This is a genomic window from Actinoplanes sp. KI2, assembly GCF_025630775.1.
Classification (GTDB): domain Bacteria; phylum Actinomycetota; class Actinomycetes; order Mycobacteriales; family Micromonosporaceae; genus Actinoplanes.
In genome coordinates, this window is the sequence record NZ_JAOSZE010000003.1 from 87,272 (window position 1) to 111,550 (window position 24,279).

The following is a 24,279-nucleotide window of genomic DNA, read 5'->3' on the forward strand; positions in this document are numbered from 1 at the left end:
TCGTATGCCGATTGGTCAGAACGTGCGCTGCGCGACGGCCACCGAGGTCGCCGAGGTCATCGCCCTGGCGCGCCGGAAAGGGCTGGCTTGTGCGGTCCGCAGCGGTGGCCACTGCTTCGCCGGCCGGTCGTCGACCGGCGACATCGTCATCGACGTGTCGCCGATGCGGGCGGTGTCGGTCGACGGCGACTCGGCGACGGTGGGAGCCGGCACCCGGCTCTGTGAGCTCTACCGGTCGCTGGCCGAGCACGATCGAACGGTGCCCGCCGGCTGCGGCCCGACGGTCGGCATCGCCGGCCTCACCCTCGGCGGTGGACTCGGCATCCTCGGCCGCAGCCGAGGGCTGACCTGCGACAATCTGCGGTCCGCCACGGTGGTGCTGGCCGACGGCCGGACGGTCGACTGCGACGAGCGGCGGCATGCCGATCTGTTCTGGGCGTTGCGCGGGGCCGGTGGCGGGCAGTTCGGGGTGGTCACGTCGCTGACCTTTCGCATCGGCCCGGCCCCGCCCGCCACGACCTTCCACCTCACCTGGCGGCCGGCCGACGCGGTCCGGGTGATCGGCGCCTGGCAGGAGTGGGCGCCCGGCGGCCCCGACGAACTGGCCGCCAGCCTGCTGGTCACCGTCGATGGCGCGACGATGTTCGGGACGATGCTCGACACCGAGTCGACCACCGCCACGCTGATCGGCGATTTCGTCGCGCGGGCCGGCGCCGAGCCGCTGTCCGCAGTCACCCGGCACCTGCCGTTCCACGACGCGAAACGGGACCTGGACCGGGCCGCCGACGCACCCACCGGTCACACGTACAGCAAATCGGGGTTCTTCGGCCGGCGCCTGCCCGAGGAGACGATCGCGGCCCTGGTCGACCACCTCACCGGCGACCGGGTGCCGGGACAGGCGCGGGAACTGGACTTCACGCCCTGGGGCGGCGCCTACAACCGCGTCCCGGTCGACGCCACGGCCTTCGCTCACCGCGACGCGCTGTTCCTGCTCAAGCACTCCGTCACCGGCGAGCAGGACTCCGCTCGGCGGTGGCTCGCGGGCTCACATGCGTCGGTGCATGCGTGGGGGACCGGCGGCGTTTACCCCAACTTCCCGGACCCCGACCTGACCGACTGGGCCACCGCCTACCACGGCCCCAACTACCCCCGCCTGCAACGCGTCAAGGCCCGGTACGACCCGGCGGGATTCTTCCGGTTCCACCAGGCGATCCGTCCCGGAGATGCTCGGTGAGCCGGGCCCGGGTGTCGCAGCCCAGCTTCTGGAAGACGTGGGTGAGGTGGGTCTCGACGGTGCGTCGCGTGACGTACAGCTGCTGCGCGATCTCCCGGTTGCTCAGCCCGCGCGCGGCCATCGTCGCCACCCGGTGCTCGGCCGGCGTCAGCGCCAGCGCGTCGGCCGACCGGGGCCGGGCCCCGGCCGCCCGCAGCTCCTCCCGGCACCGGCGGGCCAGCAGCCGCATCCCGCCCGGCTCGGCCAGCGCCAGCGCCTTCGCGAGCGGCTCCCGGGCGGCGGCTCGGTGGTTGGCCCGCCGCAGGGTCGCCCCGAGCGTGACCAGCACCCGCACGTACTCGAGCCGGCCGGGGGAGTCCGCAAGCAGGTCCGAAGCCTCGCGCAGCACCGCGATCGCGTCGTCGTGCCCGAGGGTTCCGGCCAGCGCCCGCAGCCCGGCCCCGCGCGGTCCCGGCAGCCCGAGCCGCTCGGCCAGCGCCAGGTGCTCCTCGGCGAGCAGCCGCGCACCCCGCACATCGCCCAGCGAAGCCAGCGCCCGCGAGTCGTCCACCCGCCACGCCGCCACCCCCGGGTGGCACAGCTCCAGCTGCTTCCACGTCTCGGCCGCCGCGGTCAGGTCCGCGTGCGCGTCGGCCGGCCGGTGCTGGGCCAGCCGCAGGCGCGCCCGGCGTTCCAGCAGCAGGCCGGTCGCGATCCATCCGTCGGGAAGCGAGGGGTTGGCCGCCAGCACCGCCTCCGCCTCGGCCGGCTCGTCCAGCTCGGTCAGCGCCTCGACCAGCGGAAAGATCGACCAGAGCAGCGCCGCGGGTGGACTGTTGACCTTCTTGAAGTCGTACGCGATCCGCGCGTCCGCCTCCGCCTCCCGGATCCGTCCCGCCTGCAGGTGCGCCATGGCCCGCAGGAAGCTGCCGTGCGCCAGCGCTATCCGCCATCCGCGCGGCCGGGCCAGATCGATCAGCGCCGTGCACCGCTCCCGGGCCGCGTCCAGCTCGCCGTAGACGATCAGCGCGAACTTGGCCAGCGTGGCCAGGATGGAGTCGTTGTCCTCGGGCGCGATCGGCGTGGCGAGCCACGCCCGCGGGCCGGCGGCCGGCCGCCCGTCGCACAGCGCCTCCCAGGCCAGGCAGATCGGCCGGGACGGCAGCTCCGGCGGCAGCCGGCGCACCAGCTGGTGCGCCTCGGCCGCGCCGCCCGCGCGGATGCCGACCTCACCGATCAGCTCGGCCTCGAGCCGGGCCAGCACGTCGGGGTCGGCGCCGGCCGGCTGGGCCAGGCCGAGCCGGCACATCCGCACCGCGTCCTCGAAGAAGCCGGCCAGCCCGAGCGCCCGGCCGCTGGCCAGCGCGAGCCGGGCCCGCTGGCGTGGGTCGGCGGCCATCTCGACGGCCGAGTCGAGCAGGCCGAGCGCGTCCGGCCCGACCTGGGCGGCGAGCACCAGCCCGAGCCGGCAGCGCACGTCGGCCTCGTCGGCACGGTCCGGCGGCGGCTCGGCGAGCGCCCGGCGCAGGAAGGCCGCCGCGCTCTCCGGCGCGCCCCGGCGACCCGCACCCTGGGCGGCCTCGCGCAGCGTCCGCACGGTCTCGGCGTCCCGGGCCGGCTCGCTGTGCAGCAGGTGCAGGGCGACCGCCTCCGGGTCGGCCCGCTCCCGGGCGAGGATCGCCGCGGCCCGGCCGTGCCATTGGGCCCGCTCGGCGGCCGGCAGCCCCTGGTAGAGCGCCGCCGCCACCAGCGGGTGCACCAGCTCGCGGTAGTTGAGCAGCCCGGCCGTGCGCAGCCGGTCGGCGAGCCGGGCGGCCACCGGGGTCTCGATGCCGGCCAGCTCCGCCGCGTGCCGCAGCGGCGCGCCCCGGCCGAGCACGGCGAACGCCCGGGCCAGCGCCTCGGAGCCGGCCGGCAGCCGGGACAGCTGGCGCTCGATGGCCCGGGCGACCTGCTCCGGGCCGAACGAGCTGAGCCGGGACGCGACCTGCTCGGTCGGGTCGATCCGCTCGGCGCGCAGGTGGGCCAGCAGGGCGCCGAGCAGGAACGGGTTGCCGGCCGTCGCGGCGTGGCAGGACCGGGCGAAGCCGGGCGCCGCGCCCGGCAGCCGCTCGTCGACCACCGACGCCACCGCGGCCGGGCCGAGCGGGGCCGGTCGCACCGGCGGCTCGGCGGTGGCCGCCAGCAGGTCGGCGACCAGCCCGGGCTCGGCGGGCGGCTCGCCGGAGCGGGCCGCGCAAAGGATGCCCAGTGGCAGGTCGGCGATCTGCCGGACCAGTTGGAGCAGCCAGCGCAGCGAGGGCGCGTCGGCCCAGTGCACGTCGTCGACGACGAGCAGGGCCGGTCCGCGCTCGGCCAGCCCGCAGGCGAGCCAGACCAGGCCGTGCGCCGCGGCGTGCATGGCCTCGCCGTCCAGCGCCGGCTCGGCGCCCGCGCCGTCCAGCGCCCGGCGGGCCAGGGCGGCGGCCCCGACGGTCAGCGACTGCCACTCGGCGCCGCCGCGCAGCGGGGCGAACAACTGGCGGGCGATGCCCCAGCCGGCGTCGTGCTCCAACGGGCCGCCCCAGGCCCGCAGCACCCGCATCCCGGCCGCGTCGGCCGCCCCGGCCGCGGCGGCGATCAGGCTGGACTTGCCGATGCCGGCCGGACCCTCGACGAGGATCAGCCGGCCGGTGCCCGCGCGCACGTCGCCGAGCCGGGCGTCGAGGGCGGCCATCTCGGCGTCGCGTTGCAGCAGCACGCGAGGCATGCTCCGACGGTAGGCCCGGCCCGGCCACCGCGAAACCTCGTGGTCGGATCCACGATTCAGCAACCGTCGAATCAGCCGAGCATCGTGGCCATGACTACTACTTCTCATTACGCGTTGCGCCGGACCCCCGAGGAGTACGACCGGCTGCGCGCCCAGGCCCGGGTGTGGGAGGAGGCGACCGGCCGGCTGCTCGACCGGGTCGGGCTGGCCGCCGGCGCCCGCTGCCTGGACGCCGGGTGCGGGCCGGGCGAGACGATGCGGCTGATGGCGCTGCGGGTCGGCCCGGCCGGCCGGGTCACCGGGATCGACGCGGACGCGCCGCTGGCCGCGCAGACCGAGCGGATGCTGCGGGACGGCGGCCATCGACAGTGCCGGGTGATCGCGCACGACCTCACCGCGTACGAGTCGGTCCCGGGCGGCCCGTACGACCTGGTCTTCGCCCGCCTGCTGCTGTTCCACCTGCCGGAGCGGGTCGCGGTGCTGCGCCGCCTGTGGCAGTCGGTGGCACCGGGTGGTCACCTGCTGGTGCAGGACTACGACCTGGCCGCGCTCGGGGTGCTGCCGCCGTCGGCCGCGCTCGACGAGGCCGGTCGGCTGATCGTCGACACGTTCGGCGCGGTCGGCTGCGACGTGCGGGTCGGCGCCACGCTGCCGGCCCTGTTCGCCCGCGCCGGGATCGGGGAGCCGGACGGCACCGACGTGGCCGGGCGGATCGAGCCGTTCGGCGTCGGCCGGCGGATGCTGGCGAGCGTGCTGGCCAGCCTGCTCCCGGCCGCCCTCGGGCACGGCGTCGCGACCGCCCGCGAGGTGGAGGCGGCGTTGACCGCGCTGGAGGCGGACGCGACCCGGCACCCGGACCGGCCGATGACCTGGCCGCTGATGATCGGCGCCTGGAAGCGGCGATGAACGCCCGTCCGACCACCCCGCCGCCGCCCTTGAACGGCCTGAAGACTGATCTCGATGTCGAGCGCATCCGGTCGCACTTCGACTTCCCGGCCGCGAACCGGGTGGTCACCAACAACGCGGCCAGCACCCAGCCACCCCGCGAGTTGATCAAGTTGATGGAGGAGCTGGCGCCCTGGTACGAGAACGTCCATCGCGGTCAGTCGGCGGCATCCCGGCGCACCACCGCCCTGTTCGAGGCGTCCTTCGACACGATCGCGGGCTGGCTGAACGCGCCGAGCCGCCGCTGCGTCGCCACCTACCGCAACACCACCGAGGCGCTCAACGCGGTGATGTACTCGCTGCTCACCGAGTTCCGCGACGGCGACAACGTGGTCAGCACGATGCTCGAGCACAACTCCAACTACGTACCCTGGCACGCGCTGTGCCGGGAGATCCTGCCGCGCCTCGGCCGCCGGGTGGAGTGCCGGCTGGCCCGCTTCGACGCGACCGGCCGGCTCGACCTCGACCACCTGGCGTCCCTCGTCGACGGTCGCACCAAGCTGGTCTGCTGCACCGGCGCGTCGAACTTCTTCGGCAGCAAGCCGGACCTCGCCCGGGTCCGGGCCATCGCGGACGCCGGCGGCTATCCGCAGCCGACCGGCGAGCGCCGCGCGTTGCTGCTGGTCGACGCCGCCCAGCTGGCCCCGACCAGCGCCCTCGACGTGCAGGCGCTGGACGTCGACTACCTGGCGTTCTCGTTCCACAAGATGCTCGCGCCGTTCGGCGTCGGCGTGCTCTACGCCAAGGAACACCTGCTCGAGCACGCGCTGCCGTTCCTCTACGGCGGCGACATGATCGCCGAGGGCCGGGTCACGCCGGAGACCGTCGACTGGAACTGTCTGCCGTGGAAATACACCGCCGGCACCCCGAACATCCTCGGCACGATCGTCTCCGCCCAGGCCCTGCGCCTGCTGATCGACCTGGTCATGCCGACGTCATTCGTCGGCACGGCCGGGCCGGTGCCGCGGGTCGCGGTCGAGGAGGTGATGGGCCGGATCGGCCGGTACACCGCGAACCTGACCGCTCGCTGCCTGGCCGGGCTCTCCGAGATCAAAACCTTGCGGGTGTACGGGCCGGAGCACCGCACGCCCCTGGTCGCCTTCAACGTCCCCGGCATCAGCCCGTTCGCCCTGGCCGAGGCGCTCGACCGGCGCGGCGTCGAGGCCCGGGCCGGCTGTCACTGCGCGACCCTGGCGCACCGCGCGCTCGGCCTCGACCCGCCGGCCAGCTGCCGCCTGAGCTTCGCCCTCTACAACACGGTCGAGGACGTGGACCGGGCGGTCGAGGCGGTCGCCGACGCTAGCTATCGACCTCGATCAATCATCGGAGTACCTTAGGTAAGCCCTTTCCTCCAGGAGGACCGATGAAGATCGCGTTGGCGGCGACCATGCTCATGCTCACGATGACCGCCCCCGGCACGGTCACCCGCCCGGTCCTCTCCGCCGCCGAGGCCGCCCCCTACGTCCCCGCCAACTACCTCGGCTACTCCGGCGACTATGCGGCCCCGGTCGCCGATCCGTGGCGCCCCGCCCCGATCGTGACCCCGGGGCGCCCCGACCTGCTGGTCGGCGGCCACGGCTCGGTCGTCGGCGGCCACGGCTCCGCGGCCGCCGACCAGGAAGCGGGCAACTACGCCACCGTGCAGGACGCGGTCAACGCCGCCTACCGGGCCGGCGGCACGAAGCGCCGTTACATCGGCATCCTCCCCGGCGTCTACCAGGGCACCGTCCTCATCCCGGCGGGCTCGCCGCCACTGACCCTCTACGGCCTCGGCCGCCCCGCCGACGTGCGGCTGGAGTTCACCGTCGACGCCACGATCACACCCGCCGCCTGGGCCGCCCTGGTCAACGCCGACGGCCGCTACGCCGACGGCGACCCGGCCTGGCCGATGTTCCAGTCCTGCGCCACCAAGACCAGCGCCACCGCCGGCCTGTGCGCCACGGTGGTCTGGGCGCAGAGCACCGACCTCCAGCTCAAGGGCCTGACCATCACGAACACCCTGCTCGACACCGTCGACCGCGGCACACACCAGGCGCTGGCCCTGCGCACCGACGCCGACCGCACCCAGCTCGAGGGCATGCGCCTGATCAGCCGGCAGGACACGTTCCTGGCCAACGCCGACGACGTGGCCCGGATCGCCCGGGTGTCGGTCCGCGACAGCTACATCGAGGGCGACACCGACTTCGTCTTCGGCCGCGCCGCCGCCGTCTTCACCGCCACCCACTTCCATCTCGTGTCGTCCCGCAAGTCCTCCGGCGGCGTCGTCTTCGCCCCGAACACGGCGCCCACCTACCCGTACGGCTTCCTGGTCACCCACTGCCTGATCACCGCCGACGAGGGCTACGTCACCGCACCCACCGGCTACCTGGGCCGGGCCTGGGATCAGGGCGCGAGCGCCACCGGCTACCTGCCCGGCAAGACCCCGAACGGCCAGCTGCTGATCCGCGACAGCCTGCTCGGCCCCGGCTTCAACGCCGTCGCCCCGTGGGCCCCGGCCGCCACCACGGCCCGCCCGTTCACCGCCCGCATCGACGACGGCCGAGACCTCAACGACCTCAACTTCAACCGCCTTTACGAGTACGCAAACCGTATCCTCCAGGCCCCCGCCGCCTCGGGCATTGTCCACGCCTTGCGTGAATAGCTCATGGCGCCCCGTAGTTGAGGCGTCATCTGCCACGCGGTCGGCGGGCGGTTTGCCTGAGGCCCGCGATGACGCGTCCTGCCTCATCGTTGTTTAGCTCAAGCTATAGTTGCTTCATGCCTCACGACGCACCACGTCGCTGGTCGATCAAGACCACGTCTGACGTGCGGACCTGGCTGCGGGCGCTGCGGCACGAAGATCCGGATGTCTTCCGATCGGTGAACGTCGCGATCGACATGCTGGCTGAGATTGGCCCTGCGCTCGGTCGCCCGATGGTCGACACGTTGCAGGGGTCGACGATCGGCAATCTCAAGGAGCTGCGGCCTCGGTCGGGTCGAGATGTGGCGATCAGAGTGTTGTTCGTTTTCGACCCGTGGTCGCAGGCGGTCTTGCTGGTGGCCGGGAACAAGGCCGGCGACTGGAGCCGGTGGTACAAGTCAGCGATTCCGGTCGCCGAAGGTGCGTACGAGACGTGGCTGGCCGAGGAGAGAAAGCGGAGGGACGACTCGTGAGCGAGTTCCAGGACTGGGAGGACCTCCGTGCGGAGCTGCACGACGGGGACGAGGAAGCTCTGGCGGCGGAACGGGCGCGGACCGAAGCCTGGATCAGTGCGTACCACCTCGCCGAGGAGCGCAAGCGGCTCGGCATGACGCAGCGGCAGGTTGCTGAGCTGATGGGGGTATCGCCCGGGCGAGTCAGCCAGATCGAGAACGGGGATCTCGACGCCAACGAGGTGGCTACCCTGAGTCGGTATGCGCGGGCGCTGGGCGCCCGGATGCGGATCATTTTCGACTACGGCAACGATCTTCGGCAGATCGCTTGACGGTGCACCGATCGTGCGGGCGGGGGAGTGGGTGGTTGACGCCTCTCGGGAGTCCATGTTTATTTGGGTCCGAACGAACCCCGAGGAGGGGCGATGGACCTGAGTAGATGGCTGACCGCGGCGGTCGCGGCGAACAACGACTGGGCCAAGTCGTACGGGTCGTTCGAGCCGCGTCCGGCGCTGGCCGTCGACGATGCGGAGTTCGCCGCCGCGTTCGGGCGGTTCGTCGAGCGGCTCGCCGACAACTACCCGTTCTTTCATCCGCGGTATGCGGGGCAGATGCTCAAGCCGCCGCACCCGGCCGCAGTGGTCGGGTACCTGACCGCGATGCTGATCAACCCCAACAACCACGCCCTGGACGGCGGGCCGGCCACCGCCGCGATGGAGCGTGAGGTGGTCCAGCAGTTGGCCGCGATGTTCGGCTACGACACTCATCTCGGGCACCTGACCACCAGCGGCACCATCGCGAACCTGGAAGCCCTCTACGTGGCCCGCGAGCTGCACCCGGGCAAGGGCATCGCGTACAGCACCGAGGCGCACTACACGCACGGCCGGATGTGCCGGGTGCTCGGCGTGGACGGGCACGCCGTCCCGGTGGACGACCGCGGCCGGATGGACCTCGACGCGCTCGAGGAGTTGCTGCGCAGCCACGAGATCGGGACCGTCGTGCTCACCGCGGGCACCACCGGGCTCGGTGCCGTCGAGCCGGTGCACGAGGCCCTCGCGCTGCGCGACCGGTATGGCGTGCGGATTCACGTCGATGCCGCGTACGGCGGGTTCTTCGCGCTGCTGGCCGGGACCTTGGGGATACCCGCGGAGCCGTGGCGGGCCGTCGCGCGGGCCGACTCGATCGTGGTGGACCCGCACAAGCACGGGCTTCAGCCGTACGGCTGCGGTGCGGTCCTGTTCCGGGACCCGACGGTCGGGCGCTTTTACCTGCACGACTCGCCCTATACCTACTTCACCTCCGAGGAGCTGCACCTGGGCGAGATCAGCCTGGAGTGCTCCCGGGCGGGCGCGGCGGCGGCCGGGCTGTGGCTGACCTTCCAACTGCTGCCGCCCACCGGCGACGGGCTCGGCCGGGTGCTCGCGGCCGGCCGGCGGGCGGCGCTGCGCTGGGCAGAACTGATCGAGAGCTCCGGCCGCCTGCGGCTGTTCCAGCCCCCGGAGCTCGACATCGTCAGCTACTTCGCCGGCACCTCGCTCACCGAGATCGACGAGGCCAGCCGGCGGATCATGCAGGCGGGCATGACCGATGCCGAGGACCCGATCTTCCTCAGCACACTCCGGGTCGGCGCCGAGCGGTTCGCCCGCCGGCACCCGGCGGTCAGCGCGGACGCCGACGGCGCCAGAGTCCTGCGCAGCGTGCTGATGAAACCCGAGTCCGAGACGTACGCCGAGCAGCTGCACCGCCGGATCGAGCAGCTCACGGCGTAACGCTGAGGCGAATAGGCTGGCTTCTATGGAGCCCCTGTTGAGCCTGCGTACGTTCCTGTCCGAAGTGGAGAAGATCGACGAGCTGAGCCACGTGCGTGGCGCCGACTGGGACCTGGAGATCGGCGCGATCGCCGAGCTCAGCTACCGGTCGCCTCAGCCGAGGGCGCTGCTCTTCTCGGAGGTGCGCGGCTACCAAACCGGCCGGGTGCTGACCGGCAGCACCGGTTCGGCCCGGCGGCTCGGGCTCACCCTGCGGCTGGGCGCCGAGCACACCGACGAGTCGCTGGTCGAGGCGCTGCGCGGCAAGACCTCCGAGTGGGCCACCGCGGCCGCCGACTTCCCGGTGCTGCCGGTGAGCGAGGCGCCGCTGCTGGCCAACCAGGTGGCCGGCGACATCAACCTGCTCGACTTCCCGGTGCCGCGCTGGCACGAGCACGACGGCGGCCGGTTCATCGGCACCGGCTGCCTTGTCGTCACGAGCGATCCCGTCACCGGCGCGCACAACGGCGGCTGCTACCGGATGGAGGTGCAGGACGACGGGCGATCGGTCACCATCGCCGCCGTCCCCGGCAAGCACGGCGCCCAGCACATCGCCGCCTGGTTCGCGCGCGAGGGCCGAGCCCCGGTCACCGTGTCCTTCGGACACGACCCGCTGCTGCTCGCGCTGGGTGGCACCGAGGTTCCGCTGGGCGTCTCCGAGTTGGCGTACGCCGGGGCGGTCGCCGGCGAGCGCGTCCCGGTCGTCATCGCCCCGGACACCGGCCTGCCCATCCCGGCCGGCAGCGAACTGGCCATCGAGGGCTGGCTGCGCCCCGGCCACACCCGCGAGGAGGGCCCGTTCGGCGAGTGGACCGGCTACTACTCGGGCAGCCGCCGCTCCGACCTGGCCATGGAGATCGTCCGGCTCTACCACCGGGACGACCCGATCCTGCTCGGCGCCCCGCCCGGCCGCCCGCCGCACGACTACTCCTACATGCGTACGGTGATGAAGTCCGCCATGATCCACGACGAGCTGGTCGGCACCGGTGTGCCCGGGATCGTCAAGGCATGGGCGCACGAGGCCGGCGGCGGACGGCTGTTCGTCGGCGTCGCGATCGAGCAGTGCTACGCCGGGCACGCCCGCCAGGTCGGCCACCTCACCGCCCAGCTGCCGGCCGCGTCCTACCTGAACCGGTACGTCGTGGTGGTCGACGCCGACATCGACCCGGCCAACCTGGACCAGCTGATCTGGGCGATCTCCACCCGCACCGACCCGGCCGAGGACATCGAGATCCAGCGCCGCACCCGGGGCAGCCGGCTCGACCCGATGCTGCCGGACGGGGTCCCGACGCACAACAGCCGGGCGGTGATCGACGCATGCCGCCCCTGGGAGCGGCTGCACTCGTTCCCCCGGGTGGCCGAGAGCGACCCGGCCTATCTCGCGTCGATCAAAGAACGCTGGGCAGCGGTCCTGGACTGAGCGGGCCCGCGGTTCCACCACAGCGACAACCCGACGCCGGCCATCACCAGCAGCGCCCCGGCCAGCACGAACCAGACCGTGATCTCCATCTGCTGCCGGTGCAGGCCGATCTCCCGGGGCAGGTCGTTGAGCACGCCGACCAGCTGGTCGGCGTCCTGTGCGCGGAAGTAGCGGCCGCCGGTGGTGTCCGCGACCTGCTGGAGTGCGTCCTCGTCGATCTCCTGGCTGCGGAAGCCGCCGCCCGGACGCCCGCCGAAGCTGCCCGGGAAACCGCCCATCCCGCCGAACTGGTCGGCGCCCATCTGGTCGGCGGTGCAGACCATCGGGGCGGGCTCGGTGGTGCCGAAGCCGATCGTGAAGATTCGCACCCGGCGGGCCGCGGCCTGCTGGGCGGCGGTGACCGGGTCGACGCCGGTGGTGTTCGAGCCGTCGGTGAGTACCACGATGGTGTCCGGCTGGTACTCGCCGATCGTGTCCGGCGCGGCGTCGCCGAGGTCCACGCCGGTCTTCGCGACGTTCGGGTTGTGCTCGGCGATCGCGTCGATGGCGGCGAGGATCGCCTGGCCGATCGCGGTGCCGCGGGCGGTCTTCAGCCCGTCGATCGCGTCCAGCAGCTTGTCCTTGTCGGTGGTCGGCGGGACGAGCAGTCCGGCGGTCCCGGAGAACGCGACCAGCCCGATCTTGGTGCCGTCCTTCTGTGCCTTGACGAACTTGCGGGCCGCGTCGCTGGCCACGGTCAGCCGGTTGGGCGGCACGTCGGTGCTGCACATCGAGCCGGAGACGTCGATGGCCAGCAGGATCGAGGTGTCGTTGGAGGGCACCAGCACCGTCGCCTGCGGCCGGGTCACCGCCGCGCCGAGCACGATCAGCCCGGCCAGAAACAGCCAGACCGGCACCCGGCGCCGCCACGAGCTGCGGCCGGGCAGCGCGGCCCGGATCAGCGCCACGCTGGAGACGGTCAGCGCCGAGCGCCTGCGCCGCCGGTTCATCCACCACCGGACGAGCAGCAGCAGGGGCACCACGAGCAGGGCGAGCAGCGCCCACGGCCAGCTGAGCGACATCAGACGAACCTCCCGTGCCAACGGGTGCCCAGGTACGCGCCGAGCGTGAGCAGCAGCAGCGCGGCCCCGGCGAACGGCGCGGTCAGCTCGACCGGCTGCTTCTTGGTGGTCAGCCGCAGGTCGATCGACCTGGTCGTGTCGGCCAGCGCGGCGGCGTCCCCGGCCCGGTGGTACGCGCCGCCGGTGACCTGCGCGATGCCGGTCAGCTCGGCCTCGTCCAGCGAGGTGGCCAGCTGGTAGCCGTCCACCTCGACGGTCCCGCCCCGCGGGGTGCCGACGCCGACGGTCTGGATGCGCACGCCGGCGGCGGCGGCGAGCTCGGCCGCGGCCGCGGCGTCCGGCCCGCCGGTGTCCTGCCCGTCGGAGAAGACCACGATCGTCGCCGACGGCCAGTAGCCGAGCGTCCCGGTGGCCGGGGTGGCGCCGTCGGCGGGCAGCGCCACCGGCTTGCCGGTGATCGTGCCGAGCGCGACGAGGATGGCCTGCCCGAGCGAGGTGCCGCCGCCGGCGGTGGCCCGCCTGATCGCGGCGATCGCGGCGCCGTGGTCGTCGGTCGGGGCCTGGGTGACCAGCGCCTGGTCGCCGAAGACGACCACGCCCACGTCGACCGAGCCGGGCTGGTCCTCGACGAAGCCGGCCGCGGCCTGCTGCGCGGCGGCCAGCCGGGACGGGGCCACGTCGGTCGCCTTCATGCTGTTCGAGACGTCGAAGGCGAGCAGCACGGTGCCGGCGACCCGGGGCACGCTGAGCTCGGCCGCGGGGCGGGCCAGACCCGTGATCATGATGGGCACGGCGGCGAGGAGCAGCGCGTACGGCAAATGGCGCCGGACCGACGCGCGGCGTGAGCGGACCGGAGCGAAGCCCGACGCCGTCCAGGCGGCGGCGCGCCTGCGCTGCACCGCGACGTAGCCGGCGATCGCGCACGCCGTGACCAGCACGGCGATCCCGAGCAGGAGCGGGTGGTCGAAGCTCACCGGCGCCCCCGTCCGGACTGCTGGACCATCGCGACCAGCGCGGCCAGCAGGTCCTGGTCGGTGGTGATCCGGTGCGCGGCGACCCCGGCCGTGCGCATCGCCGCGGCCACCGCGTCCTCGCGCGCGCCGACCTGGGTGGCCAGCCGCGAGCGGAGCAGCGGATCGCTGGTGTCGACCAGTAGCTGCTCGCCGGTCTCGGCGTCCTCGACCAGGATCACGCCGAGGTCGGGCAGGTCGAGCTCGGCCGGGTCGACCACCCGGATCACCACGACCTCGTGCCGGTGGGTGAGCCGGGCCAGGTCGCGTTCCCAGCCCGGGTCGCCGATGAAGTCGGACATCACGAAGATCAGGCTGCGCCGGCGGGTCGTGGTGGCGGCGGCCAGACTGAACATCATGGACAAGTCCGTTGTCCTGCCCCTGTTGCCGGCAAACGGCTTGATCAGCTCGCGAGCGATCCGCAGGATCTGGTCGCGACCGGTCCGCGGCGGGATCACCTGCCGGCGGTCGTTGTCGAAGAGGATCGCGCCCACCCGGTTGCCGCCCTGCGACACCAGCCGGCCCAGCGCGATCGCCAGGTCGGTGGCCACCGACTCCTTGCCCTGGGCGCCGAACCGCATCGACGCCGACCGGTCGATCACCAGCCAGCAGGTCAGCTCCCGGTCCTCGGTGTACAGCCGCACGTGCGGCTCGTCCATCCGGGCGGTCACGTTCCAGTCGATGTGCCGGACGTCGTCCTCGGGCAGGTAGACGCGCAGGTCGGTGAAGTCGATGCCGGCGCCGTGCCACACCGTGCGATAGGCGCCCTGCAGCCGCCCGTCCAGGCGGCGGCCGAGCCGCCACTCCAGGCGCCGCAGGAGCCGTTCCGGTGCGGTCGTCACGACTACCGTCCCCGGCCGGCCGGCTCCGGGATCGGCACGTTGGCGAGAATCCTGGCGAGGATCAGGTCGGGGCTGACCTCGTCGGAGAGCGCCTCGTAGGAGAGCACCAGCCGGTGCCGCAGCACGTCCGGCGCCAGATCGGTGAGGTCCTCGGGCACCACGTACTCCCGGCCGCGGACGTAGGCGAGTGCCCGGGCGGCCAGCACCAGGCTGATCGACGACCGCGGGCTGGCGCCGAAGGTGACATACCGGGCGAGGTCGCCGAGGCCGATCCGGGCCGGCTCCCGGCTGGCATGAGCGAGCTGCACGGCGAACTCGATCAGCGACGGGTCCACGTACACCTGATCGGCCTGCTGCTGAAGGCCCACCAAGGTCTCCGGTTCGATGATGCGCTGGATGACGGCGGCGGGCGTCAGCGCCCGCTCGACGACGACGAACTCCTCGGTCACGCTCGGGTAGCCGACCAGCACCTTCATCATGAAGCGGTCGACCTGCGCCTCCGGCAGCGGATAGACGCCCTCGTTCTCGATCGGGTTCTGGGTCGCCAGCACCAGGAACGGGTCGGGCACCGGGTGGGTCTCGCGGCCGATCGTGACCTGCCGCTCCTGCATCACCTCGAGCAGCGCGCTCTGCACCTTGGCGGGCGCCCGGTTGATCTCGTCGGCGAGCAGCAGGTTGGTGAAGACCGGGCCGAGCTGCACCTGGAACTCGCCGGTCGGCTGGTGGTAGACCCGGGTGCCGACGATGTCGGCCGGCACCAGGTCGGGCGTGAACTGCACCCGGTGGAAGTCACCGCCGATGGCCTGCGCCAGCGACTTCACGGCGAGCGTCTTGGCCAGGCCGGGCACGCCCTCGACCAGCACGTGACCGCGGGCCAGCAGCGCCACGACCAGCCGTTCGAGCAGGGCGTCCTGGCCCACGATGGTCTTCTTGACCTCGTAGAGCACCTTCTCGATCGGGCCGGCCGCGGCGGGCGGGGCCGTGCTGTCGCTCCAGCTCATGCAGGTTGCCTCTTTCTACAGTGGCGGGTTGCGGCCGTTGCCCTGGCCGCCGCCGAGCGCCGCGCCGATGGGTACGGCGAAGCCGATGCCGATGAAGGTGCCCGCGTCGGTCGGGTTGGCCAGCGCCACGACGATCCCGGCGACCTGACCGCGGTCGTTGAGCAGCGGGCCGCCCGAGGAGCCCGGGTTGACCGCCGCGTCGAACTGGATGAGCCCGGTGACGTCGCCGCCCTCGTCGCGGGACATCGTGCGGTTGAGCCCGGAGACCACGCCGCTGGTGGTGCTCGCGGTCAGCCCGAGCGGGTTGCCCATCGCCACCACCGGGTCGCCGACGTCGAGCCGGCCGCCGAGGGTGGCCGGCACCAGCGTCCCGGGCCCCCGGGCGGGGGTGAGCGTGGCGATGTCGTGCGCCGGGTCGGCCGACTTGACCTCGGCGGCCGCGGTGGTGCCGTCGGTGTAGGTCACCTGGATGGCCACGGCGCCGGCGATCACGTGGTTGGCGGTGAGGATGGTGCCGTCGGCGTTGGCGATGATGCCGGTGCCGGTCGACGACTCGGTCATGCTCTTGGCCGCCGATGCGGCCGGCCCGGCCTTGCCGGTCGACCGGATCGAGACCAGCGAGGGCAGGACGGTCTGATAGATCTGCGGGACGGTCAGCGGTGCGTCCGAAGCGGACGGTGCGGCGCTCGGCCGGGCGGCGGCCGGAGCTTTCGTCCCGCCGCCGTCGCCGCGGAAGAGCACGATGCCGGTGATCGCCGCGGCCCAGATCGCGACGGCGCCGATCAGGACCCTTCTCCACAGCTCATTTTTTGGCTTTTCATCGGTTTTGCCGGGGTTGTCGGCGCCGAGCATCGTCACCACCGGACGATCGCCGACGCTCCGCATTTCTCGACTGTAGGAGCGTTTCCCCCAAATTGGCTCGGAGCCGCCTGAGGGTTCTTCGTCCGCGAGATCACCCACCGTCCACGAAGTTTTACAATCCGGTCACGTCAACCGCCGATAGCGACGCACCGCCAGCGGTACGAAGACGATCAATAGGGCCAGCGGCCAGAGCACTGCCGGCCACACCGGACCGGTCGAGCCGGGGTTGCCGAAGAGCCCGCGGGTCGCGCCGGCGGTGGCCGACAGCGGGTTCCACGCCGCGATCGTGCCGAGCCAGGCCGGCATCGTCTCCGGCGCGGCGAAGACGCTGGAGAGGAACGCCAGCGGCCAGACCAGGATCTGCACCGCCATCAGCGTCTCCGGCCGGCCGGCCGCGAGCGCCAGCCAGATGCCGAACCACAGCAACGCGTACCGCAGCAGCAGCAACAGCGCCACCGCCAGCAGCGCGTCGCCGATCCCGTGATGCCAGCGCCAGCCGACCGCGAGCCCGCAGGCGATCAGCGCGGCCAGGGTCACCGCCGCGGTCAACATGTCGGCCACGCTGCGCCCGGTCACCACCGCGGCCGCCGAGATCGGCATGGTGCGCAACCGGTCGGTGACGCCGCGCTGGGCGTCCGCGGCCACCGCGGTGTAGGTGTTCTCCAGGCCGAACGCCATGGTCAGCGCGAACATCCCGGGCAGCAGGAACTCGCGGTAGTCGCCGCCGCCCGGCACCGTCATCGCCCCGCCGAACAGGTAGGCGAACATCAGCAGCACCATCACCGGGAAGAGCAATCCCAAAATCAACTGCCCCGGTTGGTTGCGCCAGTGCAGAAGCGTCCGCCGGGTGAGGATCCAGCTGTCCGAGAGCATCCAGTACGTCGTCACGCGGCACTCCTGACGGTGAGGGCCAGGAAGACCTCATCCAGGGTGGGCCGGCGTACGCCGATGTCCTCGGCCTCCACCCCGCGCTCGGCCAGCTGCCGCGCGACCTCGGTGAGGGCGGCGACCCGGTCGCGGACCGGCACGCCGGCCAGCCGACGGTCCGGGTCGACCCGCGGCTCGCCGTCCCCGGCCCGGGCCAGCAGGGCGGCCACCTCGTCGAGCCGGCCCGGGTCGCGTACCACCACATCCAGGTGGTCCTGGCCGAGCCGGCCCTTGAGCTCGTCGGCGGTGCCGGCCGCGACGACCCGGCCGTGGTCGATCACGGCGAGCGCGTCGGCGAGTTGGTCGGCCTCCTCGAGATACTGCGTGGTGAGCAGGACGGTGGTGCCGCCGGCGGCGAGCGCGCGGATGGTGCGCCACACCTCGGTGCGGGCCCGCGGGTCGAGCCCGGTGGTCGGCTCGTCGAGGAAGAGCACGGCCGGATCGGTGAGCAGACCGGTGGCCAGGTCGAGCCGCCGGCGCATGCCGCCCGAGTACCGGCCGGCCGGCCGGTCGGCGGCCTCGGTGAGGTCGAAGCGGTCGAGCAGGTCGGCGGCCCGGCGCCGGGCGTGCGCGGCTGCCAGGTGGTGCAGCCGGCCGAACATCTCGAGGTTCTGCCGGCCGGAGAGCTGCTCGTCGACCGCGGCCTGCTGCCCGACCAGGCCGATCCGGGCGCGCACCCGGCCGGCCTCGCGGACGCAGTCGTGGCCGGCGACCCGGGCCCGGCCGGCATCGGGTCGTAGCAGCGTGGTGAGGATCCGGACCGCGGTGGTCTTGCCGGCGCCGTTCGGGCCGAGCAGCCCGTGCACCGTTCCGGCCGGTACCTCGAGGTCGAACCCGTTGAGGGCGGTGGTGGGGCCGAATCGCCTGGTGAGTCCCTCGGCAGTGATCATTCGCTATCTCCTTACGGTGTACGGAGTTCGCCGAGTATAGCCGACTCCGTACGCTGTACGGGGTGACCACCGATTTCACCGGCGGGGGCGACCCGAAACGGACCATCGAACTGCTCTGGGGTCTGGGCGAGGGCCCGCGCCCCGGCCCCAAGCCGCGCTTCACCGTGGCCGAGGTGGCCGCGGCCGCGGTGGCCATCGCCGATGCGGACGGACTCGGAGCTCTCTCCATGCGCCGGGTCGCCGAGCGGCTCGGGGTCAAGGCGATGTCGCTCTACACGTACGTGCCGGGCAAGGCCGAACTGATCGACCTGATGTTCGACTCCGTGCTGGCCGAGGTGTCCGCCGACCAGGGCGGTGGCGACTGGCGGGCGCGGCTCGAGCGGGTCGCCCGCGACAACTTCGCCCTCTACCTGCGCCACCCCTGGCTGCTCCAGGTGGCGACCAGCCGTCCGCCGCTCGGCCCGAACGTGGTCGCCAAGTACGACCGGGACCTGCGCGCGGTCGACGGCATCGGGCTCGCCGACGTCGAGATGGACCTGGTCGTGCAGTTGGTCGGCGACTTCGTGCACGGCGCGGCCCGGACCGCGGTGGCCGCCACCCAGATCGCCCGGCGCTCCGGCCGCACCGACGAGCAGTGGTGGGCGGAGGCCGGCCCGGTGCTGGCCCGAGTGCTCGACCCTGCCCTGCACCCCACCGCCGCACGGGTCGGCGCGGCCGCCGGCGCCGAGTACAACGCGGCCGTCGACCCGGCCCGGGCCTTCGAGTTCGGCCTCGCCCGTCTGCTCGACGGGGTCGCGTCGCTGATCGAATAGATGCCAATCTTGCTCAGCGGGTTACGCTGACAGGCACCGTCACTGCATGATGATCGCGGGGACACCATGAGTGATCTAGGCCTGCCGACACATGTGACGACCGAGATCGACAGTCCGATCCGGGAGACTCGTCTGACCGCGGTGGACGAGCTGTCCCGGCTCGCCGGCGAAGCCGATCTCGCGATGGCCGCTGCCGCGCGTCGCGCCCTCGAGGCACTCACCCAGGACGACAGCCGCACCGTCTCGGCCGCGGCCGCCGCCGCCCTGGAACGCACCGCCATCCGGCTGCGCCCCGACCGGGTCGATTTCGGACAGGTTCCGCCGGGCACCCCGCGGGTGGTCGCCGACGTGCTGGTCGACGGGCCGCCGCTGGCCACCGCCACCGCCACGGTCACCGTCTCCGGTCCCGGCCTGCGGGCCATGCTGGCCGGCCGCCAGCTGCGCATCCTCTGGCAGCCGCGGTCGGAGTGGCTGGACGGGTCGGTCACCGTGCGCGGGCCGGCCGGCTGGGCCGAGGTGCGGGTGACCGGCCAGGTGCCGACGGCCGCGCCGCCGATGACCCGGACCGGGGTCGAGGCGCAGATGCGGGCGGTCGACGGGCTCAGCACGTACGGGCCGCCGCGGGTGACGGTGCTGCCGCCGCCGCGGGCCCGCCGCCGCGGCCGGGCCGGGGCCGTCGCGCTGGTCGGCGGGCTGACCGCGCTGGTGCTGCTCGGCGGGGTCGGCGTGGCCTGGGCGCTGGTCAGCGACCAGCAGGACGGCACCGGGTCGCTGGCCGAGCCGCCGCCCACCTCCGCCCCGGCGCTCGGCACCGCGCAGGTGGGCAACGCGCCGCAGGCGGGCAACGCGCCCACCCCGGTCACCACGATCAGCCGGGAGCCGCTCGCGCACCGGGTGGTCAGCGTCGCCAAGCCCGCCGTCATCGGCACCATCAAGGTCGGCAACGAGCCCGAAGGCACGGCCGTCTCGCCGGACAGCCGGACGCTCTACGTGGCCAACCAGAGCTCGCACGTGCTCTCCGTGGTCGACGCGGGCACCCGCCAGGTCTCCGCGGTGACCCTGCGGGACACCCCGCGCTTCGTGGCGGTCTCCCGGGACGGCCGGCAGGTCTTCGTGTCGATGTACGAGAACGACAAGTCCGGCAGCGGGGTGGCCGTGCTCGACGCGGCCGGTCGCGACGTCGACCACTACCTGGACACCGGGAAGCAGCCGTACGCGTTGTCGGTGAGCCCGGACGGCCAGGTCTGGGTGCCGATCCACTCGGCCGGCCGGATCGAGATCTACACCGCCGGCCAGCAGCGGGCGGTCGGCCGGATCACGGTGCCGGCCAACCCGCACGCGATCGGCTACGCCGGGGACCTGCAGCGCGCGTTCACCGCCAACCACGAGTCCAATGTGGTCGCCGTGGTCGACATGCGCTCGGACAAGCTGTTCAAGTCGGTGCCGGTGAGCAAGTCGCCGCACAGCCTCGCGGTCTCGCCGGACGGCCGCCGCGTCCTGGTGGCCGGCTACGACGCGGACGCCGCCGACCTGATCGACACCGTGACGCTGCGGCGCACCGGCCCGGTCAAGGTCGGCCACCAGCCGCAGAGCGTGGCCTGGGCGGCCGACGGCGAGCACGGCTACGTGGTGAACGAGGGCGACAACACGATCTCCGTGCTGGACGGGCACACCGGCAAGCTGACGGCGACGATCCCGGTGGGACACAGCCCGCGAACCATCGCGGTCGCCCCGGACGGCCGGCTCGCCTACGTCTCGAACGGCGACGACGACACCGTCTCCGTGCTCCAGGTGGGTGAGTGAACCGCCGCGGCCGCGCCGACGAGGTGCTGGTCCGTCGGGTCTTCGAGGAGCACGGGGCGGCGCTGCTGGCCTACGCGTCCCGGCTGACCGGCGATCGCGCCCGGGGCGAGGCCGTGACCCGGGAGGCGCTGGTGGCCGCCTGGCGTGACCCGTCGCTGCTCGACGCGCCGGTCCGCACCAGGCTGTTCGCGATCGTGCGGGACCTCGTGGGCGCCGGCCCGGCCCCCGACATCGCCCTGCTCGGCGCGATGGAGACGCTCGCGCCGGAGGAACGGGACGTGCTGCGGGCCCTCTATTTCCAGGGGCGGGACGTCACGGAGGCGGCCGAGTCGCTGGGGGTGCCGGCCGGGGCGGTCAAGTCGCGCAGCTATCACGCGCTGCGCCGGCTGCGGGAGGCGGTGGCGGCCGGGTGAGCGAGCACGAGACGGCTGCGGGAGGCGGTGGCGGCCGGGTGAGCGAGCACGAGACGGAGCTGCTCGGGGCGTACGTCCTCGGGGTTCTGGACCGCGGTGAGCAGGCGGCGGTGCAGGAACATCTCGACGGCTGCGGGTCGTGCCGGCGCGAGGTCGAGGATCTCCGCGGGATGGAGGCCGCGCTGGGCGAGATTCCGCCGGAGGCGTTCCTGGACGGCCCGCCGCCGGACGGTGACCTTCTGCTGCAGAAAACCCTCCGAGAGGTACGCCGGACGAGCGCCCGCCAGGCGTGGCGCAACCGGGCCCTGGTGGCCGCCGCCGTCGTGGCCGCCGTGGTCTTCGCGCTCGGCGCGGGCGCGGTGATCGGCCGCGGCACCGCCTCGCCGCCGGCGTCCGCCCCCACCGTTCCCGGCAGTCGCACCGGCGCGGGCGCCAACGCCGAGACCGGGGTGTCGATGACCGCCACGGTCCGCCCGGCGGCCGGCTGGGTCCGGGTCAGCGCGACGGTGACCGGCGTGCCGGCGGGCGAGCAGTGCCGCCTGTTCGTGGTCGCCCGCGACGGTTCCCGCGAGCCGGCCGGCAGTTGGCTCGGCTCGCCGTCCGGATCGACCACCCTGGACGGCAGCGCCCTGATGGCCCCGGTCGACGTGGCCGCGGTGCAGGCGGAGACGTATGCGGGTCAGATCCTCGTAGCGGTTCCGATCTAGGTCGTTCGATGCATATCATCAGAGCGTGACTGCTCAATACACCCAGAGTTATCGCGGCAGGTGGCTTCCATGACCGCTACCGGCTGGGTCATGTTGGCGATCACCATCTTCGGCGCGTTCGCGTACGCGGCGGCCTCGATCTTCCAGGCCCTCGGCGCCCGCCGCGCCACCAGCACGGTCAAGGCCTTCGGCCATCCGCTGTACATCATCGGCACCGTGCTCGACCTGCTCGCCTGGGCCGGCTCCATGATCGCGCTCAGCGAGCTCGCGGTCTACGTGGTCGAGTCGGTGCTGGCCGGCTCGCTCGCGATCACCGTGGTCTCCGCCCGGGTCATCCTCAAATCCCGCCTCCGCGCCATCGACGTCACCGCGGTCGGCGTCTCGGTGGCCGCGCTCACCGTGCTCGCCCTCTCCGCCGGCGAGCAGGAGAGCGTCGCCGCCTCCACCCAGCTGCGCCTCTGGTTCTGCGGCGCGGCGCTGCTGGTCGCGCTGCTCGGCTGGGGCGCCACCAAGGTCGCCCCGCCCGGCGTGGTGGCCGGGCTGGCCGGTCTCTGCCTCGGCGGCGCGGCCCTGGTCGGCCGCGCGCTGACCCTGCCCGACGGCGCGATGACCAGCGTCAAGACGGCCACCCTCGCGATCGTCACCGAACCGCTGGTCGCGGCGCTGCTGGTGTTCGGCGTGACCGGCATGATGCTGTACGCGAACGCCCTCCAGCGCGGCCAGGTCGGCCCGGTCACCGCGGTCCTCTGGATCGCCGAGGTGATCGCCCCGTCGGCGGTGGCCGTGCTGTTCCTGGGTGACACCGTCCGTCCGGGATGGAACGTGGCCGCCCTGGTGGCCGGCGGCGTCACCGTGCTGATGGCCGTCCTGCTGGCCACCGCCCCGGCCAACAAGGCGACCGCGATGCCGCCACCGGCCGCCCAACCTGCCCTGCCCGCCGCACCCGTTCCCGCCCTCGCCGCGGCGGCCACCCCCGCCGGCCGCCCGGTGGCACCCCGTCGGGCGACGCGCCCCCGCAGCCCCGCGCCGCCACTGGTCGCGGCCGGCCGCGGCGAGCGCGTCGTCTGGTGGGGGCCGCCGCCGATCTGGGTGCCGCCGCAGCGGGTCCGTCGCGCCCTGAGCGGCTCGACCCAGCCGGCCTTGACCTGGGCACCGCCCGAGCGCCAGCCGGTGTGGGTCCAGCCGCGCCCGGCCGACGCCGACGCGATCCCGGTGGTGGCACCGCGCGACGCGTTCGACCGGTTCGATCCGTTCGACGAGCCCACCACCCAGCCGGTCCGGCAGAGCCCCTGGCACGACCTGTCCGCGTAAGCCATCCGCGGCAGATGAGGCCTGTCGAGCATCGACTGGCTTCAAATGGTCGTGGAAGCCCACGACCGACGGGACCGAGCCATGGCCGCACCGGAAACCTCTCCGCACCTCTCCATTCGCCAGGCCGCCTTCATCGGCGTCGGCTCGATGGTCGGCGCCGGCATCTTTGCGCTGCTCGGCGCGGCCGGCGAGGTCGCCGGCGCCGCCGTGTGGGTGTCGTTCCTGATCGCCGGCGCGGTCGCCGTCCTGCAGGGCTACTCGTTCGCCCGGCTCGGCGCGCGCTACCCGTCGGCCGGCGGCCTGCTCGAATACGTGGCCAAGGGCTTCGGCGACGGGCACGTCACCGGCGTCACCGCGTGGCTGACCTACTCGGCGAACGCCATCGTCACCGCGATGGTGGCGGTGTCCTTCGGCAGCTACGCCAGCGACATGGTCGCCGGGCAGAACGCGGCTTGGGCCAAGGTCTTCGCGGGGCTGATCATCGTGGTCATGACGCTGGTCAACGTCGTCGGCTCGCAGTTGGTGGCCCGGGCCCAGACGGTCATCGTCTACGTCGTCCTGAGCATCCTGGTCGTCTTCGCGGTGGTCACCCTGGCCGACATGGACCCGTCGCTGCTCGCGCCCGCCGGCTATCCGCCGCTGCAGGACATCGTCTCCAGCGTGGCGCTGACCTTCTTCGCGTTCCTCGGCTTCGGCATCATCACGTTCACCGCCAAGGACCTCGCCAAGCCGTCCCGCGAACTGCCCCGGGCGATGTTCCTGGCGCTCGGCATCGCCACGGTCATCTACGTCGCGATCGCGCTCGGCGTCTTCGGCACGCTCAGCGTCGCCGAGGTCATCTCCTCGGGCGGCACCGCGCTGGCCGTGGCCGCCGAGCCCGCCCTCGGCCAGGCCGGGTACTGGCTGATGGCGATCACCGCGCTGTTCGCGACGGCCGGTGCCACCAACGCCGGGCTGTACCCCGCGGCCGGGCTCAGCGACCGCCTGGCCGCGACCGGCCAGTTCCCGCCGGTGATGGGCGGCCGCACCGCCCGGCGGATCCCGAACGGGCTGCTCATCCAGGCCGTGATCTGCCTGGTGCTGGCGGTGGCCTTCAAGCTCACCGCGATCGCCTCGATCGGCAGCGCGGTGGCCCTGCTGATCTTCATCCTGGTCACCCTCGCGCACTTCCGGGTCCGCGCGGAGACCGGGGCGAACCCGCTGCTGCTCGCCCTCGCCGTGCTCACCGCCGGCGTGGTGCTGGTGACCTTCGTGGTCACCGATCTGATCCACGAGCCGGCGTCGATGCTGACCCTGCTCGGGGTGCTGGTGCTGAGCATCGGCCTGGACCTCACCTGGAAGCGGAACGCCCGCCAGGCGGCGGTGACCTAGCAG

General features: G+C 73.2%; 22 protein-coding genes. 14 read left to right on the plus strand and 8 right to left on the minus strand.

Features of this window, described 5'->3' with window-relative positions; all coding sequences use genetic code 11:
* Positions 1 to 4 precede the first annotated feature (4 nt).
* On the plus strand, positions 5 to 1,234 hold the full coding sequence (locus ODJ79_RS03775) for an FAD-binding oxidoreductase (protein ID WP_263021884.1): 1,230 nt from the start codon (positions 5 to 7) through the stop codon (positions 1,232 to 1,234).
* Here ODJ79_RS03775 and ODJ79_RS03780 read toward each other — a convergent pair.
* Complete coding sequence (locus ODJ79_RS03780) at positions 1,164 to 3,962, minus strand: ATP-binding protein (protein WP_263021885.1); 2,799 nt, start codon at positions 3,960 to 3,962, stop codon at positions 1,164 to 1,166. The two genes, ODJ79_RS03775 and ODJ79_RS03780, sit on opposite strands and share 71 nt — an antisense overlap.
* A 90-nt stretch (positions 3,963 to 4,052) precedes the next feature.
* On the opposite strand from ODJ79_RS03780, the gene ODJ79_RS03785 reads away from it, so the two are divergent.
* From ODJ79_RS03785 to ODJ79_RS03815, 7 genes are all read left to right on the plus strand, one after another.
* On the plus strand, positions 4,053 to 4,868 hold the full coding sequence (locus tag ODJ79_RS03785; protein WP_263021886.1) for a class I SAM-dependent methyltransferase: 816 nt from the start codon (positions 4,053 to 4,055) through the stop codon (positions 4,866 to 4,868).
* On the plus strand, positions 4,865 to 6,244 hold the full coding sequence (locus tag ODJ79_RS03790; RefSeq protein WP_263021887.1) for an aminotransferase class V-fold PLP-dependent enzyme: 1,380 nt from the start codon (positions 4,865 to 4,867) through the stop codon (positions 6,242 to 6,244). The genes ODJ79_RS03785 and ODJ79_RS03790 overlap by 4 nt, the downstream gene beginning before the upstream one ends.
* Positions 6,245 to 6,270: 26 nt before the next feature.
* Positions 6,271 to 7,548, plus strand: coding sequence for a putative acyl-CoA thioester hydrolase (locus ODJ79_RS03795; RefSeq protein WP_263021888.1), 1,278 nt, complete (start codon positions 6,271 to 6,273; stop codon positions 7,546 to 7,548).
* A gap of 116 nt (positions 7,549 to 7,664) precedes the next feature.
* Positions 7,665 to 8,060 carry a type II toxin-antitoxin system RelE/ParE family toxin gene (locus tag ODJ79_RS03800; protein ID WP_263021889.1) on the plus strand — a complete coding sequence of 132 codons (396 nt, stop codon included), beginning with the start codon at positions 7,665 to 7,667 and terminating at the stop codon, positions 8,058 to 8,060.
* Positions 8,057 to 8,371: a helix-turn-helix domain-containing protein gene (locus ODJ79_RS03805; protein ID WP_263021890.1), complete on the plus strand. Its 315-nt coding sequence runs from the start codon at positions 8,057 to 8,059 to the stop codon at positions 8,369 to 8,371. The genes ODJ79_RS03800 and ODJ79_RS03805 overlap by 4 nt, the downstream gene beginning before the upstream one ends.
* A gap of 93 nt (positions 8,372 to 8,464) precedes the next feature.
* Positions 8,465 to 9,808: a pyridoxal phosphate-dependent decarboxylase family protein gene (locus ODJ79_RS03810; RefSeq protein ID WP_263021891.1), complete on the plus strand. Its 1,344-nt coding sequence runs from the start codon at positions 8,465 to 8,467 to the stop codon at positions 9,806 to 9,808.
* A 25-nt stretch (positions 9,809 to 9,833) separates the two neighbouring features.
* Positions 9,834 to 11,267 (plus strand): UbiD family decarboxylase, encoded by a 1,434-nt coding sequence (locus ODJ79_RS03815; RefSeq protein WP_263021892.1) that lies wholly within the window; start codon positions 9,834 to 9,836, stop codon positions 11,265 to 11,267.
* Here ODJ79_RS03815 and ODJ79_RS03820 read toward each other — a convergent pair.
* From ODJ79_RS03820 to ODJ79_RS03850, 7 genes are all read right to left on the minus strand, one after another.
* Positions 11,222 to 12,328 carry a VWA domain-containing protein gene (locus ODJ79_RS03820; RefSeq protein WP_263021893.1) on the minus strand — a complete coding sequence of 369 codons (1,107 nt, stop codon included), beginning with the start codon at positions 12,326 to 12,328 and terminating at the stop codon, positions 11,222 to 11,224. The genes ODJ79_RS03815 and ODJ79_RS03820 overlap by 46 nt on opposite strands.
* Positions 12,328 to 13,302 carry a VWA domain-containing protein gene (locus ODJ79_RS03825; RefSeq protein WP_263021894.1) on the minus strand — a complete coding sequence of 325 codons (975 nt, stop codon included), beginning with the start codon at positions 13,300 to 13,302 and terminating at the stop codon, positions 12,328 to 12,330. The genes ODJ79_RS03820 and ODJ79_RS03825 overlap by 1 nt, the downstream gene beginning before the upstream one ends.
* Positions 13,299 to 14,180 (minus strand): DUF58 domain-containing protein, encoded by an 882-nt coding sequence (locus ODJ79_RS03830; protein ID WP_263021895.1) that lies wholly within the window; start codon positions 14,178 to 14,180, stop codon positions 13,299 to 13,301. Before ODJ79_RS03830 ends, ODJ79_RS03825 begins: the two co-directional genes overlap by 4 nt.
* A gap of 2 nt (positions 14,181 to 14,182) precedes the next feature.
* Positions 14,183 to 15,181 (minus strand): AAA family ATPase, encoded by a 999-nt coding sequence (locus ODJ79_RS03835; RefSeq protein WP_263021896.1) that lies wholly within the window; start codon positions 15,179 to 15,181, stop codon positions 14,183 to 14,185.
* 15 nt (positions 15,182 to 15,196) lie between these two features.
* On the minus strand, positions 15,197 to 16,066 hold the full coding sequence (locus tag ODJ79_RS03840; RefSeq protein WP_263021897.1) for a S1C family serine protease: 870 nt from the start codon (positions 16,064 to 16,066) through the stop codon (positions 15,197 to 15,199).
* 99 nt (positions 16,067 to 16,165) lie between these two features.
* On the minus strand, positions 16,166 to 16,930 hold the full coding sequence (locus ODJ79_RS03845) for an ABC transporter permease (RefSeq protein ID WP_263021898.1): 765 nt from the start codon (positions 16,928 to 16,930) through the stop codon (positions 16,166 to 16,168).
* A complete protein-coding gene (locus ODJ79_RS03850; protein WP_263021899.1) occupies positions 16,927 to 17,859 on the minus strand; it encodes an ATP-binding cassette domain-containing protein in 933 nt (310 codons plus the stop codon). The genes ODJ79_RS03845 and ODJ79_RS03850 overlap by 4 nt, the downstream gene beginning before the upstream one ends.
* 62 nt (positions 17,860 to 17,921) lie before the next feature.
* On the opposite strand from ODJ79_RS03850, the gene ODJ79_RS03855 reads away from it, so the two are divergent.
* From ODJ79_RS03855 to ODJ79_RS03880, 6 genes are all read left to right on the plus strand, one after another.
* Complete coding sequence (locus tag ODJ79_RS03855) at positions 17,922 to 18,671, plus strand: TetR/AcrR family transcriptional regulator (RefSeq protein ID WP_263021900.1); 750 nt, start codon at positions 17,922 to 17,924, stop codon at positions 18,669 to 18,671.
* A 66-nt stretch (positions 18,672 to 18,737) separates the two neighbouring features.
* Positions 18,738 to 20,474 (plus strand): YncE family protein, encoded by a 1,737-nt coding sequence (locus ODJ79_RS03860; protein ID WP_263021901.1) that lies wholly within the window; start codon positions 18,738 to 18,740, stop codon positions 20,472 to 20,474.
* A complete protein-coding gene (locus ODJ79_RS03865; protein ID WP_263021902.1) occupies positions 20,471 to 20,887 on the plus strand; it encodes a sigma factor-like helix-turn-helix DNA-binding protein in 417 nt (138 codons plus the stop codon). The genes ODJ79_RS03860 and ODJ79_RS03865 overlap by 4 nt, the downstream gene beginning before the upstream one ends.
* Positions 20,884 to 21,594 carry a zf-HC2 domain-containing protein gene (locus ODJ79_RS03870; RefSeq protein WP_263021903.1) on the plus strand — a complete coding sequence of 237 codons (711 nt, stop codon included), beginning with the start codon at positions 20,884 to 20,886 and terminating at the stop codon, positions 21,592 to 21,594. Before ODJ79_RS03865 ends, ODJ79_RS03870 begins: the two co-directional genes overlap by 4 nt.
* Positions 21,595 to 21,663: 69 nt before the next feature.
* Positions 21,664 to 22,905: a hypothetical protein gene (locus ODJ79_RS03875; protein ID WP_263021904.1), complete on the plus strand. Its 1,242-nt coding sequence runs from the start codon at positions 21,664 to 21,666 to the stop codon at positions 22,903 to 22,905.
* Positions 22,906 to 22,986: 81 nt separating this feature from the next.
* Positions 22,987 to 24,276: an APC family permease gene (locus tag ODJ79_RS03880; protein WP_263021905.1), complete on the plus strand. Its 1,290-nt coding sequence runs from the start codon at positions 22,987 to 22,989 to the stop codon at positions 24,274 to 24,276.
* Positions 24,277 to 24,279: the final 3 nt, after the last annotated feature.

Bases quoted from the DNA above. Each gene is read 5' to 3' on its own strand.
- ODJ79_RS03810 (WP_263021891.1), top strand. From the start codon at position 8,465: ATGGACCTGAGTAGATGGCTGACCGCGGCGGTCGCGGCGAACAACGAC.
- ODJ79_RS03850 (WP_263021899.1), bottom strand. From the start codon at position 17,859: ATGATCACTGCCGAGGGACTCACCAGGCGATTCGGCCCCACCACCGCC.
- ODJ79_RS03800 (WP_263021889.1), top strand. From the start codon at position 7,665: ATGCCTCACGACGCACCACGTCGCTGGTCGATCAAGACCACGTCTGAC.
- ODJ79_RS03875 (WP_263021904.1), top strand. From the start codon at position 21,664: ATGACCGCTACCGGCTGGGTCATGTTGGCGATCACCATCTTCGGCGCG.
- ODJ79_RS03840 (WP_263021897.1), bottom strand. From the start codon at position 16,066: ATGCGGAGCGTCGGCGATCGTCCGGTGGTGACGATGCTCGGCGCCGAC.
- ODJ79_RS03795 (WP_263021888.1), top strand. From the start codon at position 6,271: ATGAAGATCGCGTTGGCGGCGACCATGCTCATGCTCACGATGACCGCC.
- ODJ79_RS03780 (WP_263021885.1), bottom strand. From the start codon at position 3,962: ATGCCTCGCGTGCTGCTGCAACGCGACGCCGAGATGGCCGCCCTCGAC.
- ODJ79_RS03785 (WP_263021886.1), top strand. From the start codon at position 4,053: ATGACTACTACTTCTCATTACGCGTTGCGCCGGACCCCCGAGGAGTAC.
- ODJ79_RS03880 (WP_263021905.1), top strand. From the start codon at position 22,987: ATGGCCGCACCGGAAACCTCTCCGCACCTCTCCATTCGCCAGGCCGCC.
- ODJ79_RS03815 (WP_263021892.1), top strand. From the start codon at position 9,834: ATGGAGCCCCTGTTGAGCCTGCGTACGTTCCTGTCCGAAGTGGAGAAG.
- ODJ79_RS03860 (WP_263021901.1), top strand. From the start codon at position 18,738: ATGAGTGATCTAGGCCTGCCGACACATGTGACGACCGAGATCGACAGT.
- ODJ79_RS03790 (WP_263021887.1), top strand. From the start codon at position 4,865: ATGAACGCCCGTCCGACCACCCCGCCGCCGCCCTTGAACGGCCTGAAG.
- ODJ79_RS03820 (WP_263021893.1), bottom strand. From the start codon at position 12,328: ATGTCGCTCAGCTGGCCGTGGGCGCTGCTCGCCCTGCTCGTGGTGCCC.
- ODJ79_RS03775 (WP_263021884.1), top strand. From the start codon at position 5: ATGCCGATTGGTCAGAACGTGCGCTGCGCGACGGCCACCGAGGTCGCC.
- ODJ79_RS03835 (WP_263021896.1), bottom strand. From the start codon at position 15,181: ATGAGCTGGAGCGACAGCACGGCCCCGCCCGCCGCGGCCGGCCCGATC.